Origin of the sequence: Micromonospora violae (genome assembly GCF_004217135.1) — a bacterium.
GTDB classification, from domain to species: Bacteria; Actinomycetota; Actinomycetes; order Mycobacteriales; family Micromonosporaceae; genus Micromonospora; species Micromonospora violae.
Genome location: NZ_SHKK01000001.1, coordinates 2,955,631 through 2,980,528 on the forward strand (window position 1 = coordinate 2,955,631; position 24,898 = coordinate 2,980,528).

The 24,898-nt window shown below is 70.4% G+C and carries 17 protein-coding genes; 2 read left to right on the forward strand and 15 right to left on the reverse strand.

Going from position 1 to position 24,898, the window contains the following annotated elements:
- Positions 1-32: 32 nt before the first annotated feature.
- The 8 genes from EV382_RS13135 to eccD all read right to left on the reverse strand — a co-directional run bounded on the left by EV382_RS13135 (position 33) and on the right by eccD (position 7,094).
- Complete coding sequence (locus EV382_RS13135) at positions 33-365, reverse strand: hypothetical protein (RefSeq protein WP_130401879.1); 333 nt, start codon at positions 363-365, stop codon at positions 33-35.
- The gene (locus EV382_RS13140; protein WP_130401881.1) at positions 365-796 is read right to left on the reverse strand and encodes a YbaB/EbfC family nucleoid-associated protein; all 432 of its coding nucleotides are present in this window, start codon (positions 794-796) and stop codon (positions 365-367) included. Before EV382_RS13140 ends, EV382_RS13135 begins: the two co-directional genes overlap by 1 nt.
- A gap of 16 nt (positions 797-812) precedes the next feature.
- On the reverse strand, positions 813-2,873 hold the full coding sequence (locus tag EV382_RS13145) for a hypothetical protein (RefSeq protein WP_130401883.1): 2,061 nt from the start codon (positions 2,871-2,873) through the stop codon (positions 813-815).
- 136 nt (positions 2,874-3,009) lie between these two features.
- On the reverse strand, positions 3,010-3,450 hold the full coding sequence (locus EV382_RS13150; protein ID WP_130401885.1) for a hypothetical protein: 441 nt from the start codon (positions 3,448-3,450) through the stop codon (positions 3,010-3,012).
- 114 nt (positions 3,451-3,564) lie between these two features.
- Positions 3,565-3,849, reverse strand: a complete 285-nt coding sequence (locus EV382_RS13155) for a WXG100 family type VII secretion target (RefSeq protein ID WP_130401887.1) — start codon at positions 3,847-3,849, stop codon at positions 3,565-3,567.
- 55 nt (positions 3,850-3,904) lie between these two features.
- Positions 3,905-4,153 carry a hypothetical protein gene (locus tag EV382_RS13160; RefSeq protein ID WP_130401889.1) on the reverse strand — a complete coding sequence of 83 codons (249 nt, stop codon included), beginning with the start codon at positions 4,151-4,153 and terminating at the stop codon, positions 3,905-3,907.
- 142 nt (positions 4,154-4,295) lie between these two features.
- Positions 4,296-5,696 carry a type VII secretion protein EccB gene (gene eccB, locus EV382_RS13165; protein ID WP_130401891.1) on the reverse strand — a complete coding sequence of 467 codons (1,401 nt, stop codon included), beginning with the start codon at positions 5,694-5,696 and terminating at the stop codon, positions 4,296-4,298.
- 3 nt (positions 5,697-5,699) lie between these two features.
- Positions 5,700-7,094, reverse strand: coding sequence for a type VII secretion integral membrane protein EccD (gene eccD, locus EV382_RS13170; RefSeq protein WP_244236944.1), 1,395 nt, complete (start codon positions 7,092-7,094; stop codon positions 5,700-5,702).
- A gap of 181 nt (positions 7,095-7,275) precedes the next feature.
- Here eccD and eccCa point away from each other — a divergent pair, with 181 nt between their 5' ends.
- A complete protein-coding gene (gene eccCa / locus EV382_RS13175) occupies positions 7,276-11,298 on the forward strand; it encodes a type VII secretion protein EccCa (RefSeq protein WP_130401895.1) in 4,023 nt (1,340 codons plus the stop codon).
- 61 nt (positions 11,299-11,359) lie between these two features.
- Here the strand turns inward: eccCa and EV382_RS13180 are convergent, their stop codons facing one another.
- The 3 genes from EV382_RS13180 to EV382_RS13190 all read right to left on the reverse strand — a co-directional run bounded on the left by EV382_RS13180 (position 11,360) and on the right by EV382_RS13190 (position 15,972).
- Positions 11,360-12,598: a S8 family serine peptidase gene (locus tag EV382_RS13180; RefSeq protein ID WP_130401897.1), complete on the reverse strand. Its 1,239-nt coding sequence runs from the start codon at positions 12,596-12,598 to the stop codon at positions 11,360-11,362.
- Entirely contained in the window at positions 12,595-14,361 is a 1,767-nt protein-coding gene (locus tag EV382_RS13185) for a S8 family serine peptidase (protein WP_130401899.1), read from the reverse strand. Before EV382_RS13185 ends, EV382_RS13180 begins: the two co-directional genes overlap by 4 nt.
- 162 nt (positions 14,362-14,523) lie before the next feature.
- Positions 14,524-15,972: a hypothetical protein gene (locus EV382_RS13190; RefSeq protein ID WP_130401901.1), complete on the reverse strand. Its 1,449-nt coding sequence runs from the start codon at positions 15,970-15,972 to the stop codon at positions 14,524-14,526.
- A 209-nt stretch (positions 15,973-16,181) separates the two neighbouring features.
- On the opposite strand from EV382_RS13190, the gene EV382_RS13195 reads away from it, so the two are divergent.
- Positions 16,182-18,041 (forward strand): ricin-type beta-trefoil lectin domain protein, encoded by a 1,860-nt coding sequence (locus tag EV382_RS13195; protein WP_165435779.1) that lies wholly within the window; start codon positions 16,182-16,184, stop codon positions 18,039-18,041.
- Positions 18,042-18,110: 69 nt separating this feature from the next.
- On the opposite strand, the gene EV382_RS13200 is transcribed toward EV382_RS13195, so the two are convergent.
- From EV382_RS13200 to EV382_RS13215, 4 genes are all read right to left on the reverse strand, one after another.
- Positions 18,111-18,443, reverse strand: a complete 333-nt coding sequence (locus tag EV382_RS13200) for an anti-sigma factor family protein (protein WP_130401905.1) — start codon at positions 18,441-18,443, stop codon at positions 18,111-18,113.
- A gap of 136 nt (positions 18,444-18,579) precedes the next feature.
- A complete protein-coding gene (locus EV382_RS13205) occupies positions 18,580-19,161 on the reverse strand; it encodes a sigma-70 family RNA polymerase sigma factor (RefSeq protein ID WP_244236660.1) in 582 nt (193 codons plus the stop codon).
- A 281-nt stretch (positions 19,162-19,442) separates the two neighbouring features.
- Positions 19,443-20,261, reverse strand: a complete 819-nt coding sequence (locus tag EV382_RS13210) for an oxygenase MpaB family protein (RefSeq protein WP_130401907.1) — start codon at positions 20,259-20,261, stop codon at positions 19,443-19,445.
- A gap of 169 nt (positions 20,262-20,430) precedes the next feature.
- Positions 20,431-24,798: a S8 family serine peptidase gene (locus EV382_RS13215; RefSeq protein WP_130401909.1), complete on the reverse strand. Its 4,368-nt coding sequence runs from the start codon at positions 24,796-24,798 to the stop codon at positions 20,431-20,433.
- Positions 24,799-24,898: the final 100 nt, after the last annotated feature.

The following is a 24,898-nucleotide window of genomic DNA, read 5'->3' on the forward strand; positions in this document are numbered from 1 at the left end:
ACAGCCCCATCGCCAGGAAAATCGTTAGTTGCCTATGTCCGGTTCGGGACGTTCTTGGTGTCCACGCTCCGGGCCAGCTTCTCGGTCATGTCCTCAGCGTCCCGAAGAACCTTCTGCAGGTTGTCGACACTCCTGGAGTCGACATTCGAGAGCGAGCCAAACGCCTTCACCAGGACACGGAGCAACTCGATCGGCTGCCCCATCTCCTTCACCACCTCGCGGTCCATGCTGCAGTGCTGCTCACCGGGAGGCCAGTTGGTCCGCAGGGCATTTTCCAGTTTCGCGTTAGCCTGCTCGACCTTGGTCCTGGAACCCTCCAGCTCCGCGCTTCTGATCAGATCCGTATCGGCGCCGACCTTCGGCATCAGGACTCCTCTCGCCGCGCGCCGCTCGACGGCAGGTTCGAGAACATGCGGTCGGCGGCACGCATCGCCTGGGACATGATCTCGTCGAATTCGACCGAGCTGTTCAACAGGTCGAAGGCCGGCATACCGCCCGGCAGGAACGAGTCGAGCAGCTCCGTCGTACCCGCGCGGGCTTGCGTCCGCGCCGCGTCGATGGTTTCCACCAGCAGAGCGCCGAGTTCGGCGGGGGCCATCTTCCGGTAGGCCCCGGTCGGGAAGCTGATCTCGACGACGTCACCCTGACCGTCAACGGTGACGCTCACCGCTCGGTTCTTGGCGGTCAGTGTTGACGCCTTCTCCGCCAGCCGCCGTTCGAACTCGGCCATGGCGTTCTTCTGCTCTTCGAACTCGGCGTACGCCTGTTCGAACCGGTTGTTCAACGGACTGGACACAAGAGCTCCCTTCAGTTCAGTAACCACGGCTTTGTCGGCTGGTGCCGCGAGACGGTGCGTACGGCGTGCCGGGCGTCTGCGGGACGGCGGGTCGAGTGGAGTCCACTTCGGGTCCGTCGAAGGTGTCGTCTCGGCCGATCACCCCGGTCAGCACGTCTGGTTCGGTGCCCCAGACCTCTTCTTCCTCGGCCAGCCAGGTTTTCCGCTCGCGGTCCTTCTCCTCGCCGCCGCCGCCCATTCCGCCGCCGCCCATCGGACCCATCGGGCCCATCGGGCCACCCATCGGCGATCCGGCGGCATAGGGACTTCCGACAGCGGGGATCGCGGCGCTACCGATGCCGCCCGTGGACGTCGCCAGGGGTGCCGGCCCGAGTGGACCGATCTGCATCCCACCCACACCAGCGGTGGCGCGCTCGCCTGGCATCCCGCCGAAGGAGTCGCCACCGATCCCACCGCCCGTGCCGCCGAACATCCCCGGCAGCGGCTTCCCGCCCGGCAGGTCATCGGTGTCGATCGTGGTGGGCCCCCCCTCGAAGTCACCGGCAGGGCCGCCGATCAGACCGGAGCCGGGCTTGCTGTCGTTCGGCGACGGACGTCCGGCGCCACCCGTCGGCGACCCGATCGAACCGAGCCCACCACCGGTGCCGAACCCGCCCGGCGGCAGCGCACCGGTCCCCCCGGTCGATCCGCCGACTCCACCGAGGCCGGAGCCGGGAGGCAGCCCTGGGGGGTCACCCAATCCCAGGCCATCCCCGGTGGGACCACCGGGGACCCCCAGATCAGGCACTCCCGCGCCCCCACCGGTCCCGGACTGGACACCATCACCGAGCCCTGGGATCTCGGATTCGAACCCATTCGGCGGCGGCAGATCACCGAGGCCGGGGCTACCCGGGCCACCGGTGATACCGAGACCATCGCCGGCGCCACCGATATCGGGGCCTTCGCCCGCACCACCGATGTCCGGACCCTCACCGGCGCCACCGATATCGGGACCGTCACCAGCACCACCACCGATGTCCGGACCCTTACCGGCACCACCGATGTCCGGACCCTTACCGGCACCACCGATATTCGGAACACCGGCGCCGGTGCCCCCGCCCGTCGGCACCTGGGACGGGGTCAGCATGTTCGTCACAGTCTCGTCGAGGCTGTTCCGGAGAGCACCGTAGATGGTGCGCATGTTCTGGTCCAGCTCGTTCAGGCCCCGCTGGAAGACGGCATGCATGTCCTGGTTCAGCCGAGCCCACTCGAAATCGAAGGCCAGATTGTATTGCCCGGTAATGCCGTCCCCGATGGTCAGGGTGAACATCGCGTTGTCACCAGGGCCGCTCACCTGGGCCTTGATCTGGTCCAACACCCGAATGATGATCTCATTCGGCTGGTGATGCCAATAAGCCGACCAGTTCGACCAGGCCTGCCGCGCCTGATTCCAGAAATCCTGCGCGGCATGCCCGTTCTTGTGCAGCATCTCCGTCCAGTTTTGACTCGACTGGAGATCGTCGTGGAGGACCTGCAATTCTTTCCGCATATTCTCCAACGACTCACGGTACGCAGTTGCCGCCGCGCCAGACAACCCCGACTGGCCGCCCGCCAGGTCATTGATCTCTCGCCGCAGCTCCCCGATCGCGTGGTTCAGCCACGTCTCCGCGTTGTACATGCTCTCCGCTGCCGTGTGGAACGACTGCGGATCCAACACCAACGGGGTGGCGGGTGTGAACAGGGTGTCCCGTGACCGGTTCCAGAACTCCTTGTAGAAGCGCTCGTGCAGAGACTCGCCCTCCCCGCCGACAAACCAGGCGACGTTCGCCCGGACAGTCAGGTACCAGTAGTCCGTGGAATGGTTTCTGCCGTCGGTCGTGCCCAGCCGGCGGAAGAAGTAGAACTCGTTGTTCTTCTGTGAGTGCTCATTGTCCCCGAACTCGGGGAGGTTGTTGATGTCGATCTGAATACTGGTCAGGTTGATCCACGGGTTGCTGAGAAATGGGGTGCGGTCAACGGCCGGCATTCCCAGGATCTGCAGCAGCCCGTCCTCCCACTTGATGCTGTCCAGGCCGGTCGCCGGCGTCGGCTGCGTCATCGTTACTCCTCAATCAACACAACATCGAAGCTGGACCGACCTGTCGTCTGGCTACCGGGTGGGCCGCACAACGGCGCGTACGGCGTGCCGGCGTCTGCGGAAACACTCGGTTAGCGCAGGGTCTCGAAAGATCGAGTCAGTTCGGCTTGGTGGTGTTCGTGCTGGTGCTCGTGGTGTTGGTGCTGGTGTTCGTGGTGGGGGTCGTCGTGTGCGTGGTGGTGTTCGGCAGACCCACCGTGTTCGCCGTGTTGACGTTCTTGTACTCGGCGTCCTGGCCCAGCCGCAGGTTGACGGTCAGTGCCCGACTGAGCTTGCCCAGACTGGCCTCGTGGCCGGTGAAAGCCGTGTCGACAGCGCCGCCGACGTCGCGCAACTTGGCCTTGAAGTTGACGCCACTGGGAAACGCGTCACCACCGGCGGCGACCGTCAGGCTGTTCAACGGAAACCCGTGCGGATGGCCGACATCGACCGGATTGAAGCCGGCGCGGACGGAGTTGATGTGAGTGCGCAGCCGGTTGATGCCGTTTCTTGCCGTCTCAAGCCGCTGCTCGTTATAGCTGATACTGGGCATGGGCACGATGAACTCCTTTCATGGAATGGACGACGACGTACGCCGGAGCAGACGCTCCGCCGACCTCAGGCCCGGAAGGGGCGGCACCGGACGATGCCCGGGCCACCCCTTCCGGACACCTCACTGGTAAAGGCTCGCGCCCTGCTGGTCCGCCTGCCGCATGGTCGCCGCGATGTCCAGCAGCGCCTTGCTCGCGTGGGCCCCGGCCGCAGTGATCTCACCGTGCTTGCTGGCCCACTGAAGCTGCGCCGAGGTGTAGGCCTCGACCGTGGCACCGTTGTTCGCCGCCTGGTAGATCTTCATGGCGTTCTCCAGGGCGGCGTACGCCTGCTCCAGGTTCTGCGGCACCTTCGCGATCTGGGCCGCGGTGGTCTCCATGCGTTCGGGAGTACCGGTGTAACTCATTCCTGTTCCTTTCCCGTTGAAAGCGTTGGGCTCGCTGGCAGAGTTTGCGCGGAGATCAGGCGGAGGCCCAGTTGCCCAGGCCGGCACCCACCGACTGGGCGGCGCTCATGTTCGCGTCCTCAGCGCTGGTGGTGATCTTTCCGGTGGCAAGCACCTTCTGCTCGATCTCGCTGCGCGTGTTCTCGAGCCAGGTGGTCGCGTCATTCAGGGTGGTCAACCCGTTGTTGTACGCCCGGGCGGACTGACCGGTGTAGTCCCCGGCGAGGTCGGACTTGGCGTTCTCGATGGCGGTCCTCGCGGTCATCAGGGCACTACCCATCTCACCGAGAGCGTTCCCCAGGGCCACCCGGGTGTGGTCATCTACGCTGATCCCAGGCTGCGTCACCTTGGTTCTTCCTTTCCTGTCCGGTAAAAAACGGCTCCGGCGGAACCGTCCAACTTTGCGGCTACCGTCCCTGAACGGCCGACTCGAGCAGCGGACCGGTCGGCAGCAGCTCCAGCAGCCGGCGGGGCACGGGGCGGGCTCCGGTCGGGGGGTATCCGAGCTGACCAGCCACCTGGGCGGAGGCCAGCGGAAACTTCACGCCGACGTCGGTCACCAGGTAGAAGCCGGAGCCGGCCGCCTGGTCCTGCCGCCCGGCCAGCACCAGTCCGCCCACCCCCGACTGGGCGGTGATCCGGGCGGCGGTCAGCGACGTGCGGGTCACGCCCGCGCTGTCGGATACCGCGTCCGAGGCGGGAACCGGCTGTCCGGCGGTCACCTCGACCCGGCCGTCCGCCATCGTGTGCCGGACACACCAGGTGCCGTCCGTCGGCAGCGCCGGCAACCGGGGCGGAGACTCCGGCACCCCGGTGGGCAGCACCGCACGGGTGGAGACCGGCAACCGGGCCAGCGCCGCCGGGCTCAGCTCCGACGGCGTCACCGCGCGTCCCCCGTACAGCTTCGTGGTCGCCTCATCGGCGGCGACGATCGTGTACGCGAAGCCGTTCAGCTCCGCCAGGCCGTCGTTGAGCAGCAGGTACCGCCGCTCCTGCGATCCGGCATCACGGGCCACGAACAGCTCGCCGATCCGGGCCTGCCGGCCGTCGATCATCGGCCCCGCCGAGCCTCGCCCGGCTACCGGCACCGGGGTCAGGTCCGGTCCGACCGGCACCAGGTCCAGCCAGCTCGCCTCCACCGGCACCGCACGCTTGTCGTAACCGAACAGCCGGGCCAGCCAGGGCTGCGTCACCCGTAGCCGCCGGCCCTGCCAGATGAGGAAGGTCTGCCCGCCCGCGGTGGCGACGGCCGCCTCGCCAGGGCCGAGCACGGTACCGCCGGCCCCCGCGGGCCCACTGATGCTGAGTGTGGTCCCGGTGGACAGGGCGCCGGCCTGGTCCCGCACGGCGAGCGCGCATGCCGTCCAGACCTGCTCCGCTACTTTGTCGGGGGCCGGCAGTGCGTCCGGAGCACCGACGATGCCGACCGGCTGGCCGTGCGGCACGCCCTTCAGCGAGTTGCGGGAGACCGAGACGACCCGCGGTTCCCCGCCGAAGAGCAACCGGGTCGAGGCGTGGTTGAGCACCGGGTGCAGCGCCCCGCCGGCATAGGCGTAGCGGGTGCCGGTCTCCTTCTCCAGGACCAGGACGCCCGGGGTCCGCCACCTGGTGGCTCCACCGGGGACGAAGTACCCGTAGACGGCGAACCCAACGATGACCAGGGCCGAGACCAGCAAGCCACAGATTGTTCCGACGGTCATCCGCCGGTTCGGATTCTCCAGCCCGTCCGGCTCGGCCGCGACCAGCGCACCAGACAACCGGCCCAGCACGTACGACTGCGCCTGGACTTGATCACGACGGGCCTGCACGGCTCAGCCCGCCAGTGCCCGGGCTGCGCCGTACGCACCCAGCAGGGCGAGCAGGACCGGCAGCATGGCGACGGTGCTGAGCAGCTGCGCGATATCGCCGACCCGGCCCCAGTACGGCATGATCCGGCGGTTCGGCAGCTTGCTGCCGAGCGCGAAGAGCGCCAGCCCGGCGATCGGCAGCGAGCCGGCCGCCACTGCGAGCCTCGACAGCGGCGCCGCGTCGGCGAGGGTGAGCAGCGCCATCAGCGCCAGCCCGAGCACGGCGGGCACGGCCGACGCCAGCCGGTGCCAGGCGCTGGTCATCGGACGCAACGCCAGCAGCCGGACCAGCGCGACCAGCCCGGCGAGCGTCCACGCCGCCCAGCCGTCGGTCAGCACCAACAGGAGCATCGCGATCGCGGTGGCAAGCCCGTTCCCCAGGTAGAGGCCGGTCATGAAGCGGTCGGCCTGGGCCGTCTGCGCGAGCAGCACGTCGCTCGGCTCCGGGTCGATCTCCTCCTGCAGGTGTTCCGGCTCGGTGGGCAGCGGGGCGAGCCGGATCTTCGCCAGCTTGAACGCGATCAGCGGAACCGGCACGGTCAGCACGGTCGCGAGCACCACGACGACCGCCGCCGCGCTACCCGCGGGCTGGTTGACGAACGCGGCCAGTCCGGCGCCGACGGCCCCGTACACCGCCGCGCTGAAGACCCCGACGGTGAGCGGACCGGCCCAGCCGAGGAGGAACCCGGCGAGCAGCGCGATCACCCCGGCGGCGACCGCACCGGTGAAGAGCTGCGCCGAGCCGAGGCTGAGCGCCGCGTCACGCTGCGTGGCGTCCGGTGCGATCAGGCCGGCCAGGAACGCGTAGGCGATCCCGCCGAAGGCCGCGACCAGCCCGAAGCCACGGTCGCCCGCGGCCCGGGTGCAGCTGAACGCGCCGCCCAGGCAGATCAGCGCGATCAGAGCGGCGGCGAACGCCCGGACGATCGGCGGGCCGGGCAGCGCCACGACAACAAGTCCGAGCACGAGGAGCAGAACCAGCACACCCAGCGCGGACCACCGGATCATCTCCGGGCGCCAGAGGCCGGCGCGGCTACGGACTCCGGTGGCGAGTCCGTCCGCGAGGTCGTCGAAGTGCACGGGTGGAATCTGGTCCGAGCGGGGACGCAGATAGACCTGGTCGCCGTCGTGCAGCCCGAGGGAGGCGACGCTGCTCTCCTCGGCCAGGGGTGGTTCGCCCAACCGTTGCAGCACCCAGCCCCCGTGGGCCAGCCCCGCGTCGGCCAACCCGTCTCCCAGATGGGTCAGCAGCACCGGCAGCAGGTCGGCGACCGGCACATCTGCTGGTACGGCAACCTCCAGCTGCCGCTGCGGTCCGTGGACCACGAGGCGGCACATGTCGGTGGCGGCAACAGTCATGACAACCACGACGTGGTCCCCGGGCAGCGGGTTCAAAACGAACCGAACGAAATTCGCCTCACCCCGGCGACACGTTGACCCGATCGTGGGCGGCATCCGTCGTAATGGTCGGACTCGGTACGGCCACCTCGGCGCCAGTCCAGGAGGCGGGTGTTCTCCCGCGGAGCGGAAGGCTATCCCTTTGAGTACGCAGCTGTTCCGACGTCCGGCGCGACGTGTAGGGCCGGAGAGGCCGTCCGGTGACATCACCCTGCAAGAGCCGCCGGAGCTGCCGCAGACGCAGAGCAACGGCATGCGTCACGCGCTGATGGTGCTGCCGATGGCGCTGATGTCCGGCGTGATGATGCTCATGTACATCACCATGTCCCGAGGGCCACTCACCTTCGTGATGTTGGGCCTGATGGCGGTGGCCATGGTCGGCATGCTGCTCGGCCAGGTCCTGGCCGGCGGCATCGAGCGCAAGAGACGCCTCGGCGGTGACCGGCGGGAGTACCTGCGCTACCTGGCTCAGAACCGCAAACGGGTCCGCAAGGACGTTGCCCGCCAACAGGAGGCCAACGACTGGCAACACCCGGATCCGCACTCGCTCTGGTCGCTGGTGATGACCACGCGACGGTGGGAACGCCGCCCCACCCACCCGGACTTCCTCGAACTTCGGGTCGGCACCGGTGAGCAGCGGCTGGCGATGCGGATCACTCCGATGCAGACCAAGCCGATCGAAGATCTGGAGCCGCTGTCGGCGAAATCGTTGCGCCGGTTCATCCGGGCCTACACCACGCTGGCCGACCAGCCCATCGCACTGTTCCTGCGTGGCTTCGCGCAGGTGCGGCTCGCCGGGGAGCAGCAGGAACGGCGGGCGTTCGTCCGCGCGCTGCTGAGTCAGGTGGTCACGTTCCACGCGCCGGAGGAGGTGCGGCTGGGGCTCTGCGTGGCCGACGACGGGGTGGCCACCTGGGAGTGGTCCAAATGGTTGCCGCACCTGCAACACCACAGCGACCATGACGCCGCCGGCGCTGTGCGGGTGGTGGGCGAGAGCGTCGAGGCGGTGGAGCGGCTCTTCGGCGAAGCCTTCGCCACGCGCCCCCGGTGGGAGTCGGGTGCGGTCCCGAGCCGCGACGAGCCGTTCGTGGTGGTGATCCGCGACGGTGGCCGGCTCGGCAGCAACAGCCGGTTCGCGACCGCCGGCTACCGCAACGCAGTCCTGATCGATCTGGACGACCCGACGCCGACCACCGGCAAGGGCGCGATCTGCCTGGCGGTGGAGGGCGACGACCTGCTGATGGTCCGGCGGGACCGGGTCGGGAACGAGGTACGCACCCGGCTGGCCCGCCCGGACCGGCTGAGCGTGCCCCGGGCGACGACGATCGCCCGGCTGCTGTCGCCGTACCGGATCGGTGTCGTCACCGAAACCGCGGCGGACACCCTCGCCTCCGACTTCGACCTCGGCACGATGCTGAACATTCCGGATGTCAAGCGGTTGGACCTGGCGAAGCTGTGGGCGCCCCGCTCGATCTCGGAGCGGCTCCGGGTGCCGATCGGCATCGACGCCGCCGGTCACTCGGTTGAGCTGGACATCAAGGAGTCGGCGCTGGGCGGCATGGGCCCGCACGGGATGCTGATCGGTGCGACCGGCTCGGGCAAAAGCGAACTGCTGCGCACCCTGGTGCTGGCTCTGGCCACCACCCACTCCTCCGAGACCCTGAACTTCGTCCTGGTCGACTTCAAGGGCGGCGCCACCTTCCTCGGCCTGGACCAGCTCCCGCACACGTCGGCGGTCATCACCAACCTGGCCGACGAGGCCGCGCTGGTCGGTCGGATGCACGACGCGCTGCACGGTGAGCTGGTCCGCCGGCAGGAGCTGCTGCGCCAATCGGGCGGGTACAGCTCCGTGCTCGACTACGAACGCGCACGTGCCCAGGGCGCGCCGCTCGACCCGCTGCCCACGCTCTTCGTCGTGGTGGACGAGTTCAGTGAGCTGCTCGCCACGCACCGGGACTTCATGGACCTGTTCGTGATGATCGGCCGCCTCGGCCGGTCGCTCGCGGTGCACCTGCTGCTGGCGAGTCAGCGGGTCGACGACGGCCGGATCGGCCAGCTCGAATCGCACCTGTCGTACCGGATCGGCCTGCGGACCTTCTCCGCCATGGAGTCCCGCTCGGTGATCGGTGTGCCGGACGCGTACGAGCTGCCTTCCTCGCCGGGCAACGGTTACCTGCGCACGGATGTGTCGACGCTGATCCGTTTCAAGGCCGGGTATGTCTCCGGCGCCTACAAGGAATCGGTCGTCCGGGCCCGGCCGGAGGTGGTGCAGCAGCAGGTCGTGCCGTACCGGTTGGAGGCGGTGGCACCGCCGGAACCGGTAGCGGCCGTCGCCGCGGACGGTGACGGCGCGCCGGAGGCGACCGAGGACGACGGCGGCTCCGAGGCCCTGGCCGGGATGTCCGCGATGGAGACGGCGAAGGAGCGCAGCGTGCTCTCCACGGTGGTGGCCCAGTTGGTCGACCACGGGCCGCCGGCGCACCAGGTCTGGTTGCCACCGCTGAGCGACTCACCGACGCTCGACCAGCTGCTGCCGACGCTGGCGCCCGATCCGGACCTCGGTCTCACCGCACTCGACTGGCCCGGCAACGGCCGGCTGGTCGCACCGGTGGGCTTCATCGACAAACCATTCGAGCAGCTACGTGACCTGCTGGTGGTGAACCTGGCCGGCATCGGCGGGCACGTCGGCATCGCGGGCGGGCCGCGCAGCGGCAAGAGCACCCTGCTGCGGACACTGATCAGCGCTCTGGCGCTCACCCACAGTCCCCGGGAGGTGCAGTTCTACTGCCTCGACTTCGGCGGCGGCACACTCAGCGCGATGGCCGAGCTGCCCCACGTCGGTAGTGTCGCCGGCCGCCTCGACACCGAACGGGTGAGCCGTACGATCGCCGAGGTCGCCGGGTTGATCGGCCAGCGGGAACGGCGCTTCGCCGAGCTGGGTGTCGACAGCATGGAGACCTACCGGCAGTGGCGGGCGGAGGGTCGGATCACCGACGACCCGCTGGGTGACGTGTTCCTCGTCGTGGACGGCTGGTTCACGCTGCGTCAGGAGTTCGAACAGCTGGAGATGTCGGTTCGGCAGATCGCCGCGCAGGGATTGAACTTCGGATTCCACCTGCTGCTGACCGCGGCCCGCTGGTCCGAGGTGCACCACGCGATGCGGGACCAGATCGGCACCCGGCTGGAGCTACGCCTTGGCGACCCGGTCGACTCGACCGTCGACCTGCGGATGGCGGCCACCGTGCCGCAGTTGCCCGGACGCGGCCTCACCGCGGACAAGCTGCACTTCCTCGCCGCGCTGCCCCGCATCGACGGCAAAGCCGACCCGGAGAACCTCTCCGACGGGGTACGGACGCTGGTGTCCATGGTGAGCGAGTTCTGGACGGGCGACTCGGCCCCGCCGGTGCGTACCCTGCCGGCGGTGTTGCCGGTCGAGTCGATGCCCGCGCCACACAGTGATCTGCAGGTGCCGTTGGGCCTGGACGAGGCCACGATGCAGCCGATCTGGCACGACTTCGCCGAACTGCCGCACCTGACCTCGCTCGGCGACAGCCAGAGCGGCAAGACCAACCTGCTCCGCCACCTCGCCCGGGCGGTGACGACCCGGTACACCCCGGAAGAGGCCCGGATCCTGATCGTCGACTACCGTCGGCAGCTCTTCGACTCCGTGCCGCAGGAGTACCGGTTGGGGTACTCCGTCTCCGCGGATTCCACCAAGGCGACGGTGGCCGACGCGGTGGCAGGTCTGGCGCCCCGAGTGCCGGGCAGTGACATCACGCCGGAGCAGCTGCGCCGGCGGGACTGGTGGACCGGGCCGCGTCTGTTCGTCCTGGTCGACGACTACGACCTGCTCGCCGGACACGAGAGTCCGCTGCTGCCCTTGCTGCCGTACCTGTCCCAGGGGGCGGACATCGGTTTCCACCTGGTGCTGACCCGGGGTGCGTCGAACGTGATCCGCATGTCGATGGACCCGCTGATCAGGCGGTTGCAGGAGACGAACAGCCCGGACCTGGCGCTCTCCTGCCCCCCGAACGAGGGGCCGCTGCTCGGCAACACCAAGGCCCGGCACCTTCCGCCCGGCCGCGCGCTGCTCTGCACGCGGCGCGGCGCCCGCCTGATCCAGACCCCGTGGATTCCGCCGCAGGAGCAGCCGGTGACCGTCTGAGCCCCGCCCGCGGTGCCCGTCGAATCCGGCGGGCACCGCGCTGGCCTGAGGCCACCCGCCGTCACGCCCGCCAGCGGCGGCGGCGACCCCGGCGGACAGTGACCATCGACAGGTGCGCGATGCCGGCCAGCCCGATCACACCGACGGCCACCACAGCGGCGATCACGTTCCGCGCATCGATCGGGGGGACGGCCGGCAGCACCGGGGTGACCGGCGCCTGGGTGGGCAGTGTCGCCTCCCGCAATTCCACAGCGGTGATGGCCTTGTACAGATCGAGGGTGCCGTACCCGACCGGGGAGACGGGCCAGGTGCCGAGCGGGTGTTCGGCTGCCAACTCCAGCCGGTGCCGGACCTCCGCCTGGGACAGGTTCGGATAGTAGGCGCGCACCAGAGCCGCCGCCCCGGCCGCGTGCGCCGCCGCGACCGCCGGCCCCGTCACCGAATAGTGGCCCGGGCCCTTCGGTGCGAGGCTGACCGCTGCGGCTCCGGGGGCAAGCAGATCGACGCCGGCTTCCGGTGCGACCTGCTCGGTCGGTACGCCCGTGAGGTCGAACCCACCCACCGCCAGGACATCGGGGTCGGAGGCCGGATACCAGGGTGCCGGGCTCTGGGTGCCGGTCGCCTTCTCCGCGGAGATCGAGGCGACCAGGACGATGTCGCGGCTGATCGCCTCCCGTACCGCGCGGCGCAGATCCGCGGTCGGGGTTTCGGTGCCGAAGCCGATCAGGATGACGTCGGCCTTGGCCGCCGTCGCCGCCCGGATGCCGGCGGCCAGTGCCCCGTCGGGTACCTCGCCCTTGTTGTTCACCACCCGGATCGGCACGATCGTCGCGCCGGGGGCGACCCCGACGAAGCCGCTGCCGGTGATCGGTCGCGCCGCCACGATCCCCGCCAGTGCGGTTCCCCGACCGACGCAGTCGCGGTCGGCGCGACCGGAGCTCGTGACGTCGGTGCCGTTGCGCAACGCGCCGCTCAGCCCGGTGGCCCCGGCGCTCACCCCGCTGTCGATCACCGCCACCACCACGCCGTCGCCTCTGGTCAACGGCCAGACCGCCGACGGAACCATCCGACGTACCGCCCATGGCGGGGTTTCGGCCACCGTCGGTGATGGACCCACGCAGCCTTTGGTCACCTTGGGCAACGGCGGCGGTTCGGCGGTCACCCGGGCCGCCAGGACCTGTTCCTCGACCACCCCCGCGGCGCCAGCGTGGGCCGGGTCCGACAGCACGGTGGCGGTGACGCCGGGCAGCAGCACCGCCGCCAGGAGCGCGCACGCGAGCGCGCGGCCGGGCCGGATCATCCGCGGGCGGCGGAGCCGGTCGGGCGTGACCCGGGCGTACCGGTGGCAGCCGCCCGCGCCTGCGCATCGTTCCCGGCCGGGGCTCCGCCGGCGATGATGCCGTCGTCGACAGGGCCCGGCTGAGCGAGGTCGGGTAGCGCGTCCACGTGGTACACACCGCGCACCCGATCGGCGGTGCGGCCCAGGTCCGTATCGATTCCGCCCGGTTTCGTGGCCGAAACCACCGGCCCGGCGGGCGGGTCGGTGGCCGCCGTGTCGCCGGTGGCTTCCGGCCGGGACGGACGCCGGAACAGCAGCGCCGCCCCGGCGAGCCCGGACACCACCAGCAGGGCGACGCTGAGGATCCGCCCGGTCGGCGCGCCACCGCCGTCGCGCGGCGCGGGCTTCGCCTCCGCGGCGAGCGCCGTCGTGACCGCAGCGTTCGCGTTGACCATCCCCCACCCGGTGACCGGATCGGGGTCGGTACGTCCGGCGTGGTCGGCGGTCGCCTTGATGCGGTTGACGACCTGCGCGGCCTTCAGATCGGGGTAGGCGGAGCGGACCAGGGCCGCCGCGCCGGCGACGAACGCGACCGCGTACTGGGAGCCGCTGCCGGAGCGCATCCCCGAGCCGTTGGCCCCGACGGCAGCCACGTCGATCCCCGGTGCGGCCACATCCACCCCACCGGGCTGGTAGCTCGCCGCCGGCTGCCCCTCGGGGCCGAACCCACCGACGCGCAACACCGTGTCCGGTCCGGTGGGGGCGCTCGACGCGTCGGAGGCTGCCGGGGCCGGAGCCACCAGAACGACGTCATGGTCGGACGCCTGGCGGACCGCCGCTACCACCGCGGCGTCGGAGAGGTCCACGAAAGAGCCGAGCGCGATCACCCGGGCGCCCGCGGACACCGCGACCTGAATCGCGGTGGCGGCGTCGGCCGGGCTCGACTGCGGCGTCTCCCCCACCACCCGCAGCGGCAGGATCATCGCCTCGGGCGCGATGCCGATCAGCGGAGTGCCCCGTTCGTCGGTTGTGGGCACACGGGCGCCGATGATGCTCGCCATCGCGGTGCCCGAGCCGAGACAGTCGATGTCGCCGCGACCGCTACCGGCCGGGATGTCCGCCCCCACCGCGACTCGCCCGCCAAGTGCCGGGGTGCGCCCGTCCACGCCCGAGTCGACCACCGCGACCAGCACGCCGTCGCCACGGGTACGACCCCATGCCTGATCGGGCGTCATCCGATCCTGGGCCCACCCCGCGTCCGTCCGCGTCGGCAGGGAGTTGGCGCACGGCCCCGACTTCGGCCCGCTGCGCGGGGGTGCCGGGGGCGGCGGCGGCGAGGGCGTGCCACCGGCGGGCGCTCCGGTGGGGACCTGACCGACCTGTACGCCGTCCCCGATCGCGTCCCACGGCATGATCAGCGACCAGCCGGCGCGCAGCTGCCTCGACTCGGTGAGCGCCTGGCCGTCCGGTTGTGCTCGGCCGACGTTGAGCTGGTAGATCTCCTCAGCCCGGTTGGCGGTGCCGAGGAGCCGTTTGGCGATCGCGGCCAGGGTCTCCGGGCTGTCCTGACCGGTGCCCACCGTGTAGTACTTGACGAACGCGTCGTTCTGCGTCGGCCCGTCGGTCGTGGACGGTGTGGGGGTCGACACCACCGCAACGGGCATCGGGCGGGACGCCGACACCGTCCCGCCGGGCAGCTCGTCCGCTCCGCCCGCCTGCGTCAGGGCAGCCATCAGGGCGACACAGCCCAGCACGCTGGACAAGGCCCGTACCTTCGCCGTCACAGACGGTCTCCTTCGCCTCGCGGTGTGCTCGCAAGGCGACGCTGTGGGTCACGCCGCAGAGTCGCCCTACCCGACGACGCTGCGGTAGGCCCGTTGGTTCAATTCTCACCGCAACCGGCCTCACCCCGGGCGGTCGGCCTCCGGCCGTCCGCGTGGCCGGGGTCAGGGTTGCGGCTCAGTGACCCGAACTGACCAGCGGGTCCGCACCACCTCGCCGACCAGCACCGGTACGACCCGGTGGCCGGTGCGTGCGGCCAGGCCCCGCGCGGTGGTCAACTCCACGCCGCTGAGGCCGCCACTGACGATGATGCCCGGCCCGGGCAGTCGCGCGATGTCGGGCTCGGCGGTCGGGAAGGCGGCAACCTGTCGGAATCCCTGCGGAAGGTCGGCGCCGAACAGGTCGCCGACGACGGTCACCATCAACCCGCCCGCGTGGAGTTGCTCGGCCATCGCGCGTGCCTGCCGGTGCGCGGCCGACGGTGTGCCGGTGATGGTGAGGATGTCGGGGGCGGCGGCGAGGTCGGCGACGAAGCGCCGTCCGCCCTGGCGGCCGAGGGCGAGCGGCAGCGTCGCGGCCGGGAACGGCTCGTCCCGAAGCCACGCGCAGGGTACGCCGGCGGCGAAGCCGGTGGCGACGCCGATCAGGCGTACGTCGAGCCGGTCCGGTGGGGCACCCGTCAACGACTCGAGGTTGACGACGGCGCGCCTCGACTCCCCCATCGCCGACACCGGTTGGGCGGGCACAACAGCTGCGGTGTCAACCTGCCGCACCACGACATCGAGCTGCTTCGGCACGGCATCGACCTGGCTCGGCACGGCATCGACCTGATTCGGCACCGTATCGGCCTGACTCAGCCCGGCATCGACCTGATTCGGCACCGTATCGGCCTGGCTCGTCGCGGTGTCGGCCTGGCTCGTCGCGGTGTCGAGCGGAGCGGCGTCGACCGTCGGGGGCGTGACCGGAGCCGGAGCGGTGGCCGGTCGGGGCGTGCGGGCCCGGCGGCGACTGTGCAGCAGCCACAGCCCCACGGCGAGCCCGACCGCCACCAGGACCGCGGCACCGATGAGATACGGCGTTGCGCTCGTTGCGGCGCTGCCAGCGGTCGGCTCGACCGACCGGGTCGCCGGCGGTGTCGGGAGCGGGCCGACCTGCACCGAAGTGCCCTCCGCGTCGGCCGGCAACTCGAGCACCCAGCCGGGTCGCAGCGCCGCCAGCGGGTCCGTGAGGCGGGCGCCGTCCGGCTGGGGGCGGCCCTGATTGAGCTCGAAGATCTCCCGGTAGCGGTTGCCGTCGCCGAGCGTCTGCACCGCGATCTGGTACAGGTACTCGCGCTGGCCATCCCGGGGCGCTCCGACCACGTAGTACCGCGATGTGCCCGGGGTCGGCGCGACGCTGGCCGCGGCGGCGACGCTGCCGGCCGGCCCGGACACTCCGGGGCTCGGCGGCGCCGCGGCCGACGCCGCCGTCACCATCGGCAGTGGCCCCAGCAGAGCGGCGAGGCCGAGCAGCGGTAGCACCAGGCCGACGCGCAGCCGACTGACACCGGCGCCGACCGGGAGCACCCGCAGGTTCCCGTGTCGACCACGTCGGCTCCCGACTCGCCTGCCCATCGCGCACCATCCCTCGCCGAACATCCACCCGCCGGAACGGGCAAGACCGTACGCGATCCGCCCAGGCTCGACGAACCACGTCACCGCCCGGTCCCACGGCGACATTGGTCCGAAAGCAATTCGTCCGGCCGGTGAACCGTCACGCTCTGCGGGCCGTCGTGCATCCGGAGACTGCCCGCCCGCAGGGAGGAACAACCAGAATGCGATCGATGCCCGGCGCTGGTAGTGGGTCGAAGCTGCGCAGGCTGTTCGTCGACGGGCCCCTGCGCGCTCGACGCCGCCCGGACCCGCTCCCTGCGGGCGGGCGCGGGTTGGCGTGGCTGGACGCCCCGGGGCGGCGGATCGCCACGGCCACCGTGCTGCTGTCGCTGTCCGCGGCGTCGGGGGTGGCGGCGATCTCCGGCTTCGGTTTCGGTGACGACGGGATCCGCACCGGCCGGGCGGTCCCGGCGAGTCAGGTTCAGGCGATCTCCGCGGCCGCGCTCGCCTGCCCGACACTCTCCCCGGCCCGACTCGCCGGGCAGGTGATGGCCGAGTCGGGGTTCGATCCGGCCGCGCGTTCCGAGCGTGGGGGCAAGGGTGTCGCCGGTCTGAGCGACGCGGTGTGGGCCGACTGGAAGCCCGGTGCCGCGGCGCGACGGGAGGACCCGACGGCGAACATCGTGGCGCTCGCCCACTACATGTGTGACCTCTCCGGCCAGGTCCGTCACACGGCGAAGGGTGAGCAGTGGCGGATGGCGCTGGCCGCGTACCACTCGGGGGTGCCGGCCGTACGCGACGCCGACGGGGTACCGGATCACGCCGAGGAGTACGTCGGCACGGTGGCCGGCTACGCCGCCTGGTACGCCCGTCAGCCCGAGTTCCGCCGCACCGACAGGTCGCCGGGCCCGGTGGGCGGTGTCGCGCCGACCGCGGGCACGCCGGCGGTCCCGGTGCCGGACGCGTACCTGCCGGCGATCCTGGCTGCTGGCAAGACCTGCGTGGCGGTGCCCCCGACGCGGATCGCCGCCCAGCTGATGGCCGCCTCGGCGTTCAACCCGAATCTGTTCGGCGCCGACGGGACGCAGGGCATCGCGCAGTTCAACCCCACCGTGTGGGCTGAGTACGCGCCGAATGCCGCGATCACCTCGCCGTGGTATCCGCAGCAGGCCATCGCCGCGCTCGGCGTGGTGATGTGCCGCCTGGTCGAGGAGTTGGATCAGGTGGGCGAGGGCGACCCGTACCAGAAGGCGCTCGCGGCGTTTCAGTGGGGACCCGAGGCGGTGCAGCGTGCCGGCGGCGTCCCGGACTCCCCCGCGGTACGCGATTTCATCGCCCTGACCGAGGCCTACCTCGCCGATTACCAGCGCGACTCGCGGCTGCCGGGCCCCCGACCCACCACTGCGGCGGGCGGTCCGTCGCGTACGCCCGGCGAGGCTGACGCCCCGGCGCAGCAGGCGCCGGAGGGTGTGTTGGCTCAGGGCGGGACGACCTCGGGTGGCGGCACGACCTCCGGTGGCGGCACGACCTCCGGTGGCGGCACGACCTCCGGTGGCGGCACGACCTCCGGTGGCGGCACGACGTCCGGTGGTGGGACGACCTCCGGTGGCGGCACGACCTCGGGCGGTGGCACGACCTCCGGCGGAACCCAGCAGGAGACGAAACCGCCGGTTACCAGTACGACGCCGGCGGGTGCGACGCCGCTGACCGGGGCTGTCCAGATCTACAGCCATGCCAGCGGCAAGTGCATCGACGTGACCGACGGCGCGTACACGAGCAACCCCCAGTTGCAGATCTGGGAGTGCAACGGCGGTCCGAACCAGGCGTGGACGGCCTACAGCGACGGAACGCTGCGGGCGTTCGGCCGGTGCATGACCGTGTCGGGGGGCTCGACCGCGGACGGCGCCAAGATCATCTTGAGTACCTGCAACGGGAGCTCCTCGCAGCGGATCGCGTTGAACAAGGCGCACGACATCGTCAACAAGAAGGCCGACAAGTGCGTGGACGTGAAGGACAAGAAGACCGCTAACGGGACCCGGCTGCAGTTGTGGACGTGCATGGGCACCGACAACCAGAAGTGGAGCCGATGAGGCGCCACCGGGCATGACGACACGACCACCTGGACCAGCGGCGCGTCCGTCACCCAGCCGGTGCCCCGATCACGGATCTGGATGACCCAACCACCGAGACTGCGGGGGGTGGCCCGGCCCGGGGCAGAACCGACCCAGCCGGCGGAACACGCCGGGTCTCAGCGACCTGCCCGGGTAACGACGACGGCCGGTCAGCGGCGGGCCGCCCGGCGGCTCGGTGACGTCGTCGGGCCCCAGCCCCAGCATGACGCTGATCAGCGGGCCCAACTCCTCGCACTCCCGCTGGCAACGACGGCAGTCCAGCAGGTGCGCCTCGAAGTCCACGACGGCATCCGGGGGCAGCTCACCCAGCAGGTATGGCCCGCAGCGGTCACACATGACCTCAAGGCCGTCGTCCGTCATTGGCGTGCCTGATCTGCTTCGTTGACCCAGGCCGGTGTAGGCGGCGCAGGTCCGGGCGAGTTGCTGAACAGCAACACTCTACGTGTCGGGGGCGAGTCAGGTAAGCAGCGGCGCAGGGAAAGTCGGTTACAGACTGTCAGTCGACGGTGGTTCGGCCAATTGCGGCACGCAGTGCTCGCAAGGCGTAGTACGCCCGGGATTTCACAGTTCCCTCCGGTATGCCGAGCCGCCGCGCCGCCTCGCCGGTGGAGCGCCCGCGGTGGTACAGCTCAATGAGCACGGCACGGTGCGCCGGGGTCAACTTCGGCATCGCCCGACGGATCGTCTGTGCGGCCACCACCGAGTCGGTGATGTCGTCGTTGGCGGGCAGGTCGCCGATATCCTGCAAGCCGACCTCGACCGGGCGGGCCTGACGGGCGCGGGCGGCATCGATGGCGATCCGGCGGGCGACGATGAACAGCCAGCGGCGGGTCGACTCCCACGACGTGGGCAGACGATCAAAGTGCCGCCAGGCCTGCAGCATCGTCTCTTGCAGGAGGTCCTCCGCCAGCTGCCGCTCGCCCCAGCTCAGGCGAAGCAGGAAACGGAAGAGCGCGTCGGAATGCTCCGCGTAGACCATACGCATCCGGGCCGTCGCCAGCACTGACTCGTCTGGCTGACCCTCGCCACGAACGTCGCTGTCCAAAGCCCGGCCGGCGTCGCTGAGTTCCAGCAACAACGAACCGCCTCCCCAATTGCCATCATCTGTCGCTCCCACGATGGACCCTCAGGGGGTCGCCGGAAGCTTCGATGCAGCATACGGTCGGGGTGCGGTCGGAAGACGAAAACTTTACACAACCAACACAAACACTGGCGTACGCGGAGGAACTTCGACCCGCGTTCACCCAACGGTTACATCCTCGTCGTGCCGTGTTCGCCACTCGTCACACGTGAGATCCCGGGCAGCTGCCGACATGTGCGGGCTGGGAATGCGGGGCGGTGACGCGCGTCACCCCGTCGTCAGAATCGCGCGTCGAACCGGCGGTCGGCCGTCGTCTGCGGCATCAGGTCGCCCGGGATCTCGGTCAGCTGGAGCACACCCAGCATTGCCGACGGAAGCGCGCGGGCGGCCAGGACGGTCAGATCCCGCAACGGCGTGCCAGCGATGTCGCGATCGCGGGACTTCTCATACAGCTCGGTGAACCGGGTGTCGAATTTCAACTGCCGCTCGACGATCAGGCTGTAGTGGAATCGCAGTTCCTCATAGCTCTGCGGGACTCGCCCGCGAGGGGCCAGTACCGCGCCGATGCCCTGCGTCGCATCGCGGCAATAGGCCTCTCGGTCACGGTCGGTGAGCCGTCGGCCGAACAACTCCTGGGCGCGCATGAGGCTGTACACGACGATGGTGTAGACGGCTGTCGAATGCAGCGGATCCTGCTGGAGAAATGTGGAGGTGGTGCGCTGTTTCCGCCACCCGAACTTTCGTTGGGGCTCCGAGGTTCGCGCGAGCCGCAGCCACTGTTCGTCATCACCGAACACGCCGGCCATGGCCAGTTCGAGCAGCTCTTCGACGGGGTTGGCATGGCGGTCGCCCCGGACGACGCGGGCGATCGACGTGGCGATCGGCTCGTACGCGAAAAGCGTTATCGCCGCTGTCCAGATTCCACCCAGAACCGGCAGTCGTAGGGAGTTCAGCTCCTTGATGACCGGCGACCCGGCCCGGTGGGCACCTGATTCATCCGGATACGGCAACAAGGGCTGCGACTGGCTGCGCAATTTGATCCTCCGGCAGGGAAACTCGACGCCCCTCTCGACGCGACGCAGCTGCGGAAAGTTCACAACAGTCTCGTGTCGCAAAGATCACATGGCAGGTCAACGGCCTGCGGGGCCACCAAGATGCGCCGAAGGTAGCGACGGTCGCCGATGCGGAACCTGCCCAGCGGACGAGACGGCGATGGCCGCCGACCCCGTGGGGTAGGCGGCCATCGCCGTCAGGTAACCGGGCGTATCAGATTCCACCCAGCCGGCTGCCGCACGGCGTCGCCGGCGCCAGGGCGACGTCGTACGTCAGGGTGATCCCGGCCTCGACCGTCCGCCGCTTGGCGACCGAAGTCCAGCCGTCCCTGCTGACCACCGCCTGGTACGTCCCGGCCGGCAGCCAGTGGACGTAGCGTCCCTGGCTGTCCGCCAGCACCGTGTAACCGGTTTTGCCGCCCGTTCCGGCGAGGTTGAGACGGACGCTGGCCGCCAGCGGCAGCCGTTGCCCGGCACAGCTCTCACCGGTGACGGTGCCCTGGATCTTCCCCCAGTCCGCGGGGACGGAGACACCGACGGCGACGTCGACGGCGGGCACCGGGTACGGGGTGTCCGTCAGCAGACCGAACTCGGCCCGGTAGGTGCCGGGTTGGCTGATACCGGCCTCGGGGGCGGCCGTCACGGTGACCGTGATCTTCTTCGACTCCCCCGCCGCCAGGGTGAAGGCCGCCGGCGTCGTCGCCAGCCACGGGGCGTCCACCGTGTCGCAGCCGCCGAATCCGCCCAGGTGCTCGGCGTCGCTGAGCCTCCCGGCGGGCCGGACACCACCGATCTTGTACAGCCCACACGCCATGGCACCACGGAACGCGGCGACCTGCGCGTTGGGCAGCTGCTTCCAGATGCGGGTGCCGGGGTCGTAGGCCACGGTCCGGTTGGTGACGCTGGTCGAGTCGCTGCTGAGCCCACCGGACAGGATCAGTGCTCCGCCCGCGACGGCGGTCTGTGCGCCCCACACCTCGACGGGCAGGTCCGGCAACTGCGTCCAGGCGTCCACGGCCGGGTCGTACCCGTAGGTGCTGCGCAGGGTCTGCCCGTTGGTGCCACCGGCGCAGTAGACACCATTGCCGATGCCACCGCAGGACACGAAGGACACGGTCACCGGGTATCGGGCCCCGCTGCTGAACGTACGGCTGGTCGGGTCGAAGACCAGCACATCGTCCGACTCGGCGCAGTCACTGTCGACGCAGCCGCCGACCAGGACGATCCGGCCGCCGACGACCGCCGTGCCGGCCGCCGCTCGCGGCGCCGGGCTCAACACGCCGACCAGGGTGCTCCAGGTGCCCGCCGTCGGGTCGTAGACGTCCACGGTCGGAATCGGGGCACCCGTGGCGGACCAGCCACCGAGCACGTAGATCTTGCCGTCCACCACCGCCGCTGAGGGCTGGATGCGGCCCCTGGGCATCTCGGCCAGCGCAGTCCAGACGTTGGTGTCGGGGTCGTAGCGCCAGAGCGACCGCTCCGCGCCCTGTCCACCCAGGGAGTAGACCTTGCCACCGAAGGTGACGGCGGCGTTGTCGTAGATCGGCGCCGGGGTGTTCGCGATCCTGCTCCACGCCGGGTCACCGCCCGAGGGCTGGCTGACCGAGGCCATCGACCCGGCGGACACGCCGGTGCGGGAGTTGGTCACACCGGCGACCCGCTGCTCGATCAGCGGCGTCCCCTTCTGCGCGGTGAGCGCGTCGAGTTGACCGGCCCGCTTCAGCACCTCGACGGTGGCGGGGGCGCTGCCGGTGTTCTTGACCGTCACGGTGGTGGACCGTGTGCCGCCGTACGGCTGGTTCATCTCGATGCTGCTCTGGTTGACGGTGACGCGTCCCGCCGTGAGGGCGATGTTCGCCCTGGTCGTCTTGTCCGCGACCACCGTGACGTCCTTGGCCACCGCCTGGTAGGGCCGCTTGGCGGCCTCGAACGCGTGCGTTCCGGTGAGGCTGGTCGTGAGCCAGTAGAACCCGTCGCCGATGCTCGCGTCCTGCGGCGTCGCCTCGGTGACCGCCCGCTGCTGCGGTGCGGCCGGGCTGGCCACGCTCACACCGACGAGCCCACTGCCGGTGTTCTTGTCCGTGACGAAGCCCACCACCAGCCCGGCCGGCGTCGGTACGCAGACCCGGTCGACCACCTCGACGTTGTCCACTCCCCACCACCAGCCGTAGTAGCCCTGGTAGCGGAACCGCAGCGTGACGTTCGCCGCGCCCGCGGCCGCCTCCAGCGGGACCACCTCCTGCCTCGGGCCCGTCCGGTAGTCGTCGCCGTGCCAGACGTTCTGCCAGGTGGTGCCGCCGTCGAGGGAGAGGTCGACGTCGCCCATGTCCTCCGGGCTGGTGGCCAGCAGATCGCTGTTGAACCGCAGGTAGGGGGCGCGCGTGCCGCTGAGGTCGTACGTCCGGGAGACGAGATCGGAATCCTGGGGCTCGCTGCCCTGCCGGAAGCTGTCGGCGACGGCGAAGTTGCCGCTGCCGCCGGTGTTGTTGCCCCGGTGACCGGGGTCGTCGAACGCCCAGGCCGGGGACGTGGTCCGGTCCCGCACCGACCAGCCCGCCGGAACGGTGGCCGCGTCGAAGGTCTCGGTGTCCACCAGCGGCGCGGAGAAGCTTCCCGAGTAGCCCGCGGCGGTGCAGCCGTGATCGACGGGGACCTTGATGTTGAGCGTCTTGGCCTCATCCGTCACCCGTACGGTGCTGAAGACCTTCCGGTAACCGGAGTAGCGCACCGTCGTGCCGACGGCGTACGTGGTGTCGGCCGGCACGGTGAACGAGAACTTGCCGGTGATCGGGTCGGTGAAGACCGGCCCGCCGGGACGACCACCGACCTCGATGCTGGCGTAGAGCGGCCAGCCGTGGCCGGAGCCGTCGGTGACCCTTCCGGAGACCGTGACCACCGGCTGCGGCGCCAACGCGAAGTTCTCGGTGTGCGAGCGGCCGGCGACGGCCGTCACCGTCGCGGTCCGGCTCCCGTAACCGTATTTGAGGGCGGTCACCGAGTACGTGCCGTCCGGCAGTGCGAGCGCGTAGCCGCCGTCGGCACCGGTCGTCGCGTGCACGTCACCGGCAGCGACGGCGACGCCAGCCAGGGGCGCACCGGTAGCGGCGTCGGTGACGGTGCCGCTGACCCGCCCGACAGCGCCCCGGGGTGCCTTCAGCACCGCCTGGTAGGCGTTCAGCCGCCCCTCACCGAAGACGTTGTTGTTGGCGGCCGTGCCACCACACTCGGTCGCGTCGACATCCGTGGCGGTCTCGTTGAGCAGCTTCTCGGTCGCCGCGACGTCACCGCGCAGGCTCGGCGCGGCGGACCAGATCAGCGCCACCGCTCCGGAGACGTGCGGGGTGGCCATCGAGGTGCCGCTGATCGTCTCGTATCCGCTACCGGGCCAGGTGGACCGGACGTTCTCTGCGGGCGCGGAGATGTTCGGTTTGATCCCACCGTCGGCCCCGGAGCTGCCCCGGCTGGAGTACTCGTAGACCTGGTTGGCGGCGTTGTACCCGCCGACGGCGTACGACGTGGGGTAGTCACTCGGTGAGTTGGCGGTGTTGCAGTCCGGGCCCTCGTTGCCCGCGGCGAACGCCGCGAAGATGCCGGCCGCGCGCCACGCGTCGACCACCTGCTGGTACCACAGGTCGCCCTGGCCGCCGCCCCACGAGTTGTTGACCACGTCCGGCCGCAGGTCGGGCCGCGGGTTCTGGCCGTTGCGGTCGGTCGGGGCGAGCATCCACTGACCGGCGAGCATCAAAGAACTGTTGGAGCAGAACGCCCGTTCGCAGGCCTTCGCCGCGATCCATGTCGCGCGCGGCGCGACGCCGACCTGGTTGCCGGCACCGCCGTCACCGACCATGGTGCCCATGGTGTGGGTGCCGTGGCCGGCGGTGTCGCAGGGCGCGTCGCCGCCGCAGACCCCGGACGGGTCGTACCAGTTGTAGTCGTGGGTGAAGGTGCCGTCACCGTTGTTGCCCCGGTACGTGTCGACAAGTGCCGGGTGGTCGTACTGGACCCCGCCGTCGATGTTGGCGACGACGATGCCCTCGCCCCGGTCAGCGAACTCGTCCCAGACGCGGTCCGCCCCGATGTTCGTGACGCCCCATTCGGCCGCGGCCGTGGCGACCTTGGCTTCCGTGCCGGGCGTCGGCTTGACCACCGGGTACTGGCGTACCGGCTCGATCCGCGCCACCTCGGAGCGGGCGGCGATCGCGTCGAGCAGCGCACGATCGCCGGTCACCTGGATGGCGTTCGCGATCCAGTACGGGGTGTACGCGGCCCGCTTCGTGCGCAGCAGGTTGCGCAGGCCCGCCTGGGTGCGATCGGCGGTGTCCCTGAGCTGGTGGTGCACCTCGGTCGCCCGGGCGTCGGCACCGCGTACCTTCGCCGCCTGGTCCAGGTGCGCCCGCTCCTTGAGGTAGACCAGGAACGTGGTGCTGCCCTTGGCCGCCGCCTCCGTGGTCACCTGAGTGTCCACAGTGGCCACCGATGGGGCGGCGTGCGCCGCCGCCGGCTGCGCGACGAGACCGAGCAGGGCGACCGTCGCGAGGACGAGCGCGCGCCGTGTCCTTCGTCTACCGGCTGTCCATCGCATGTGTCGTGTTGACAAGCGTTCCTCCAGTTCGACCGACGCCCCGGGTCGCGGGTTTCGGGGTCCGCGCCGCGGCGCTCCCGGTCGTCCGGGAGTGCCACGT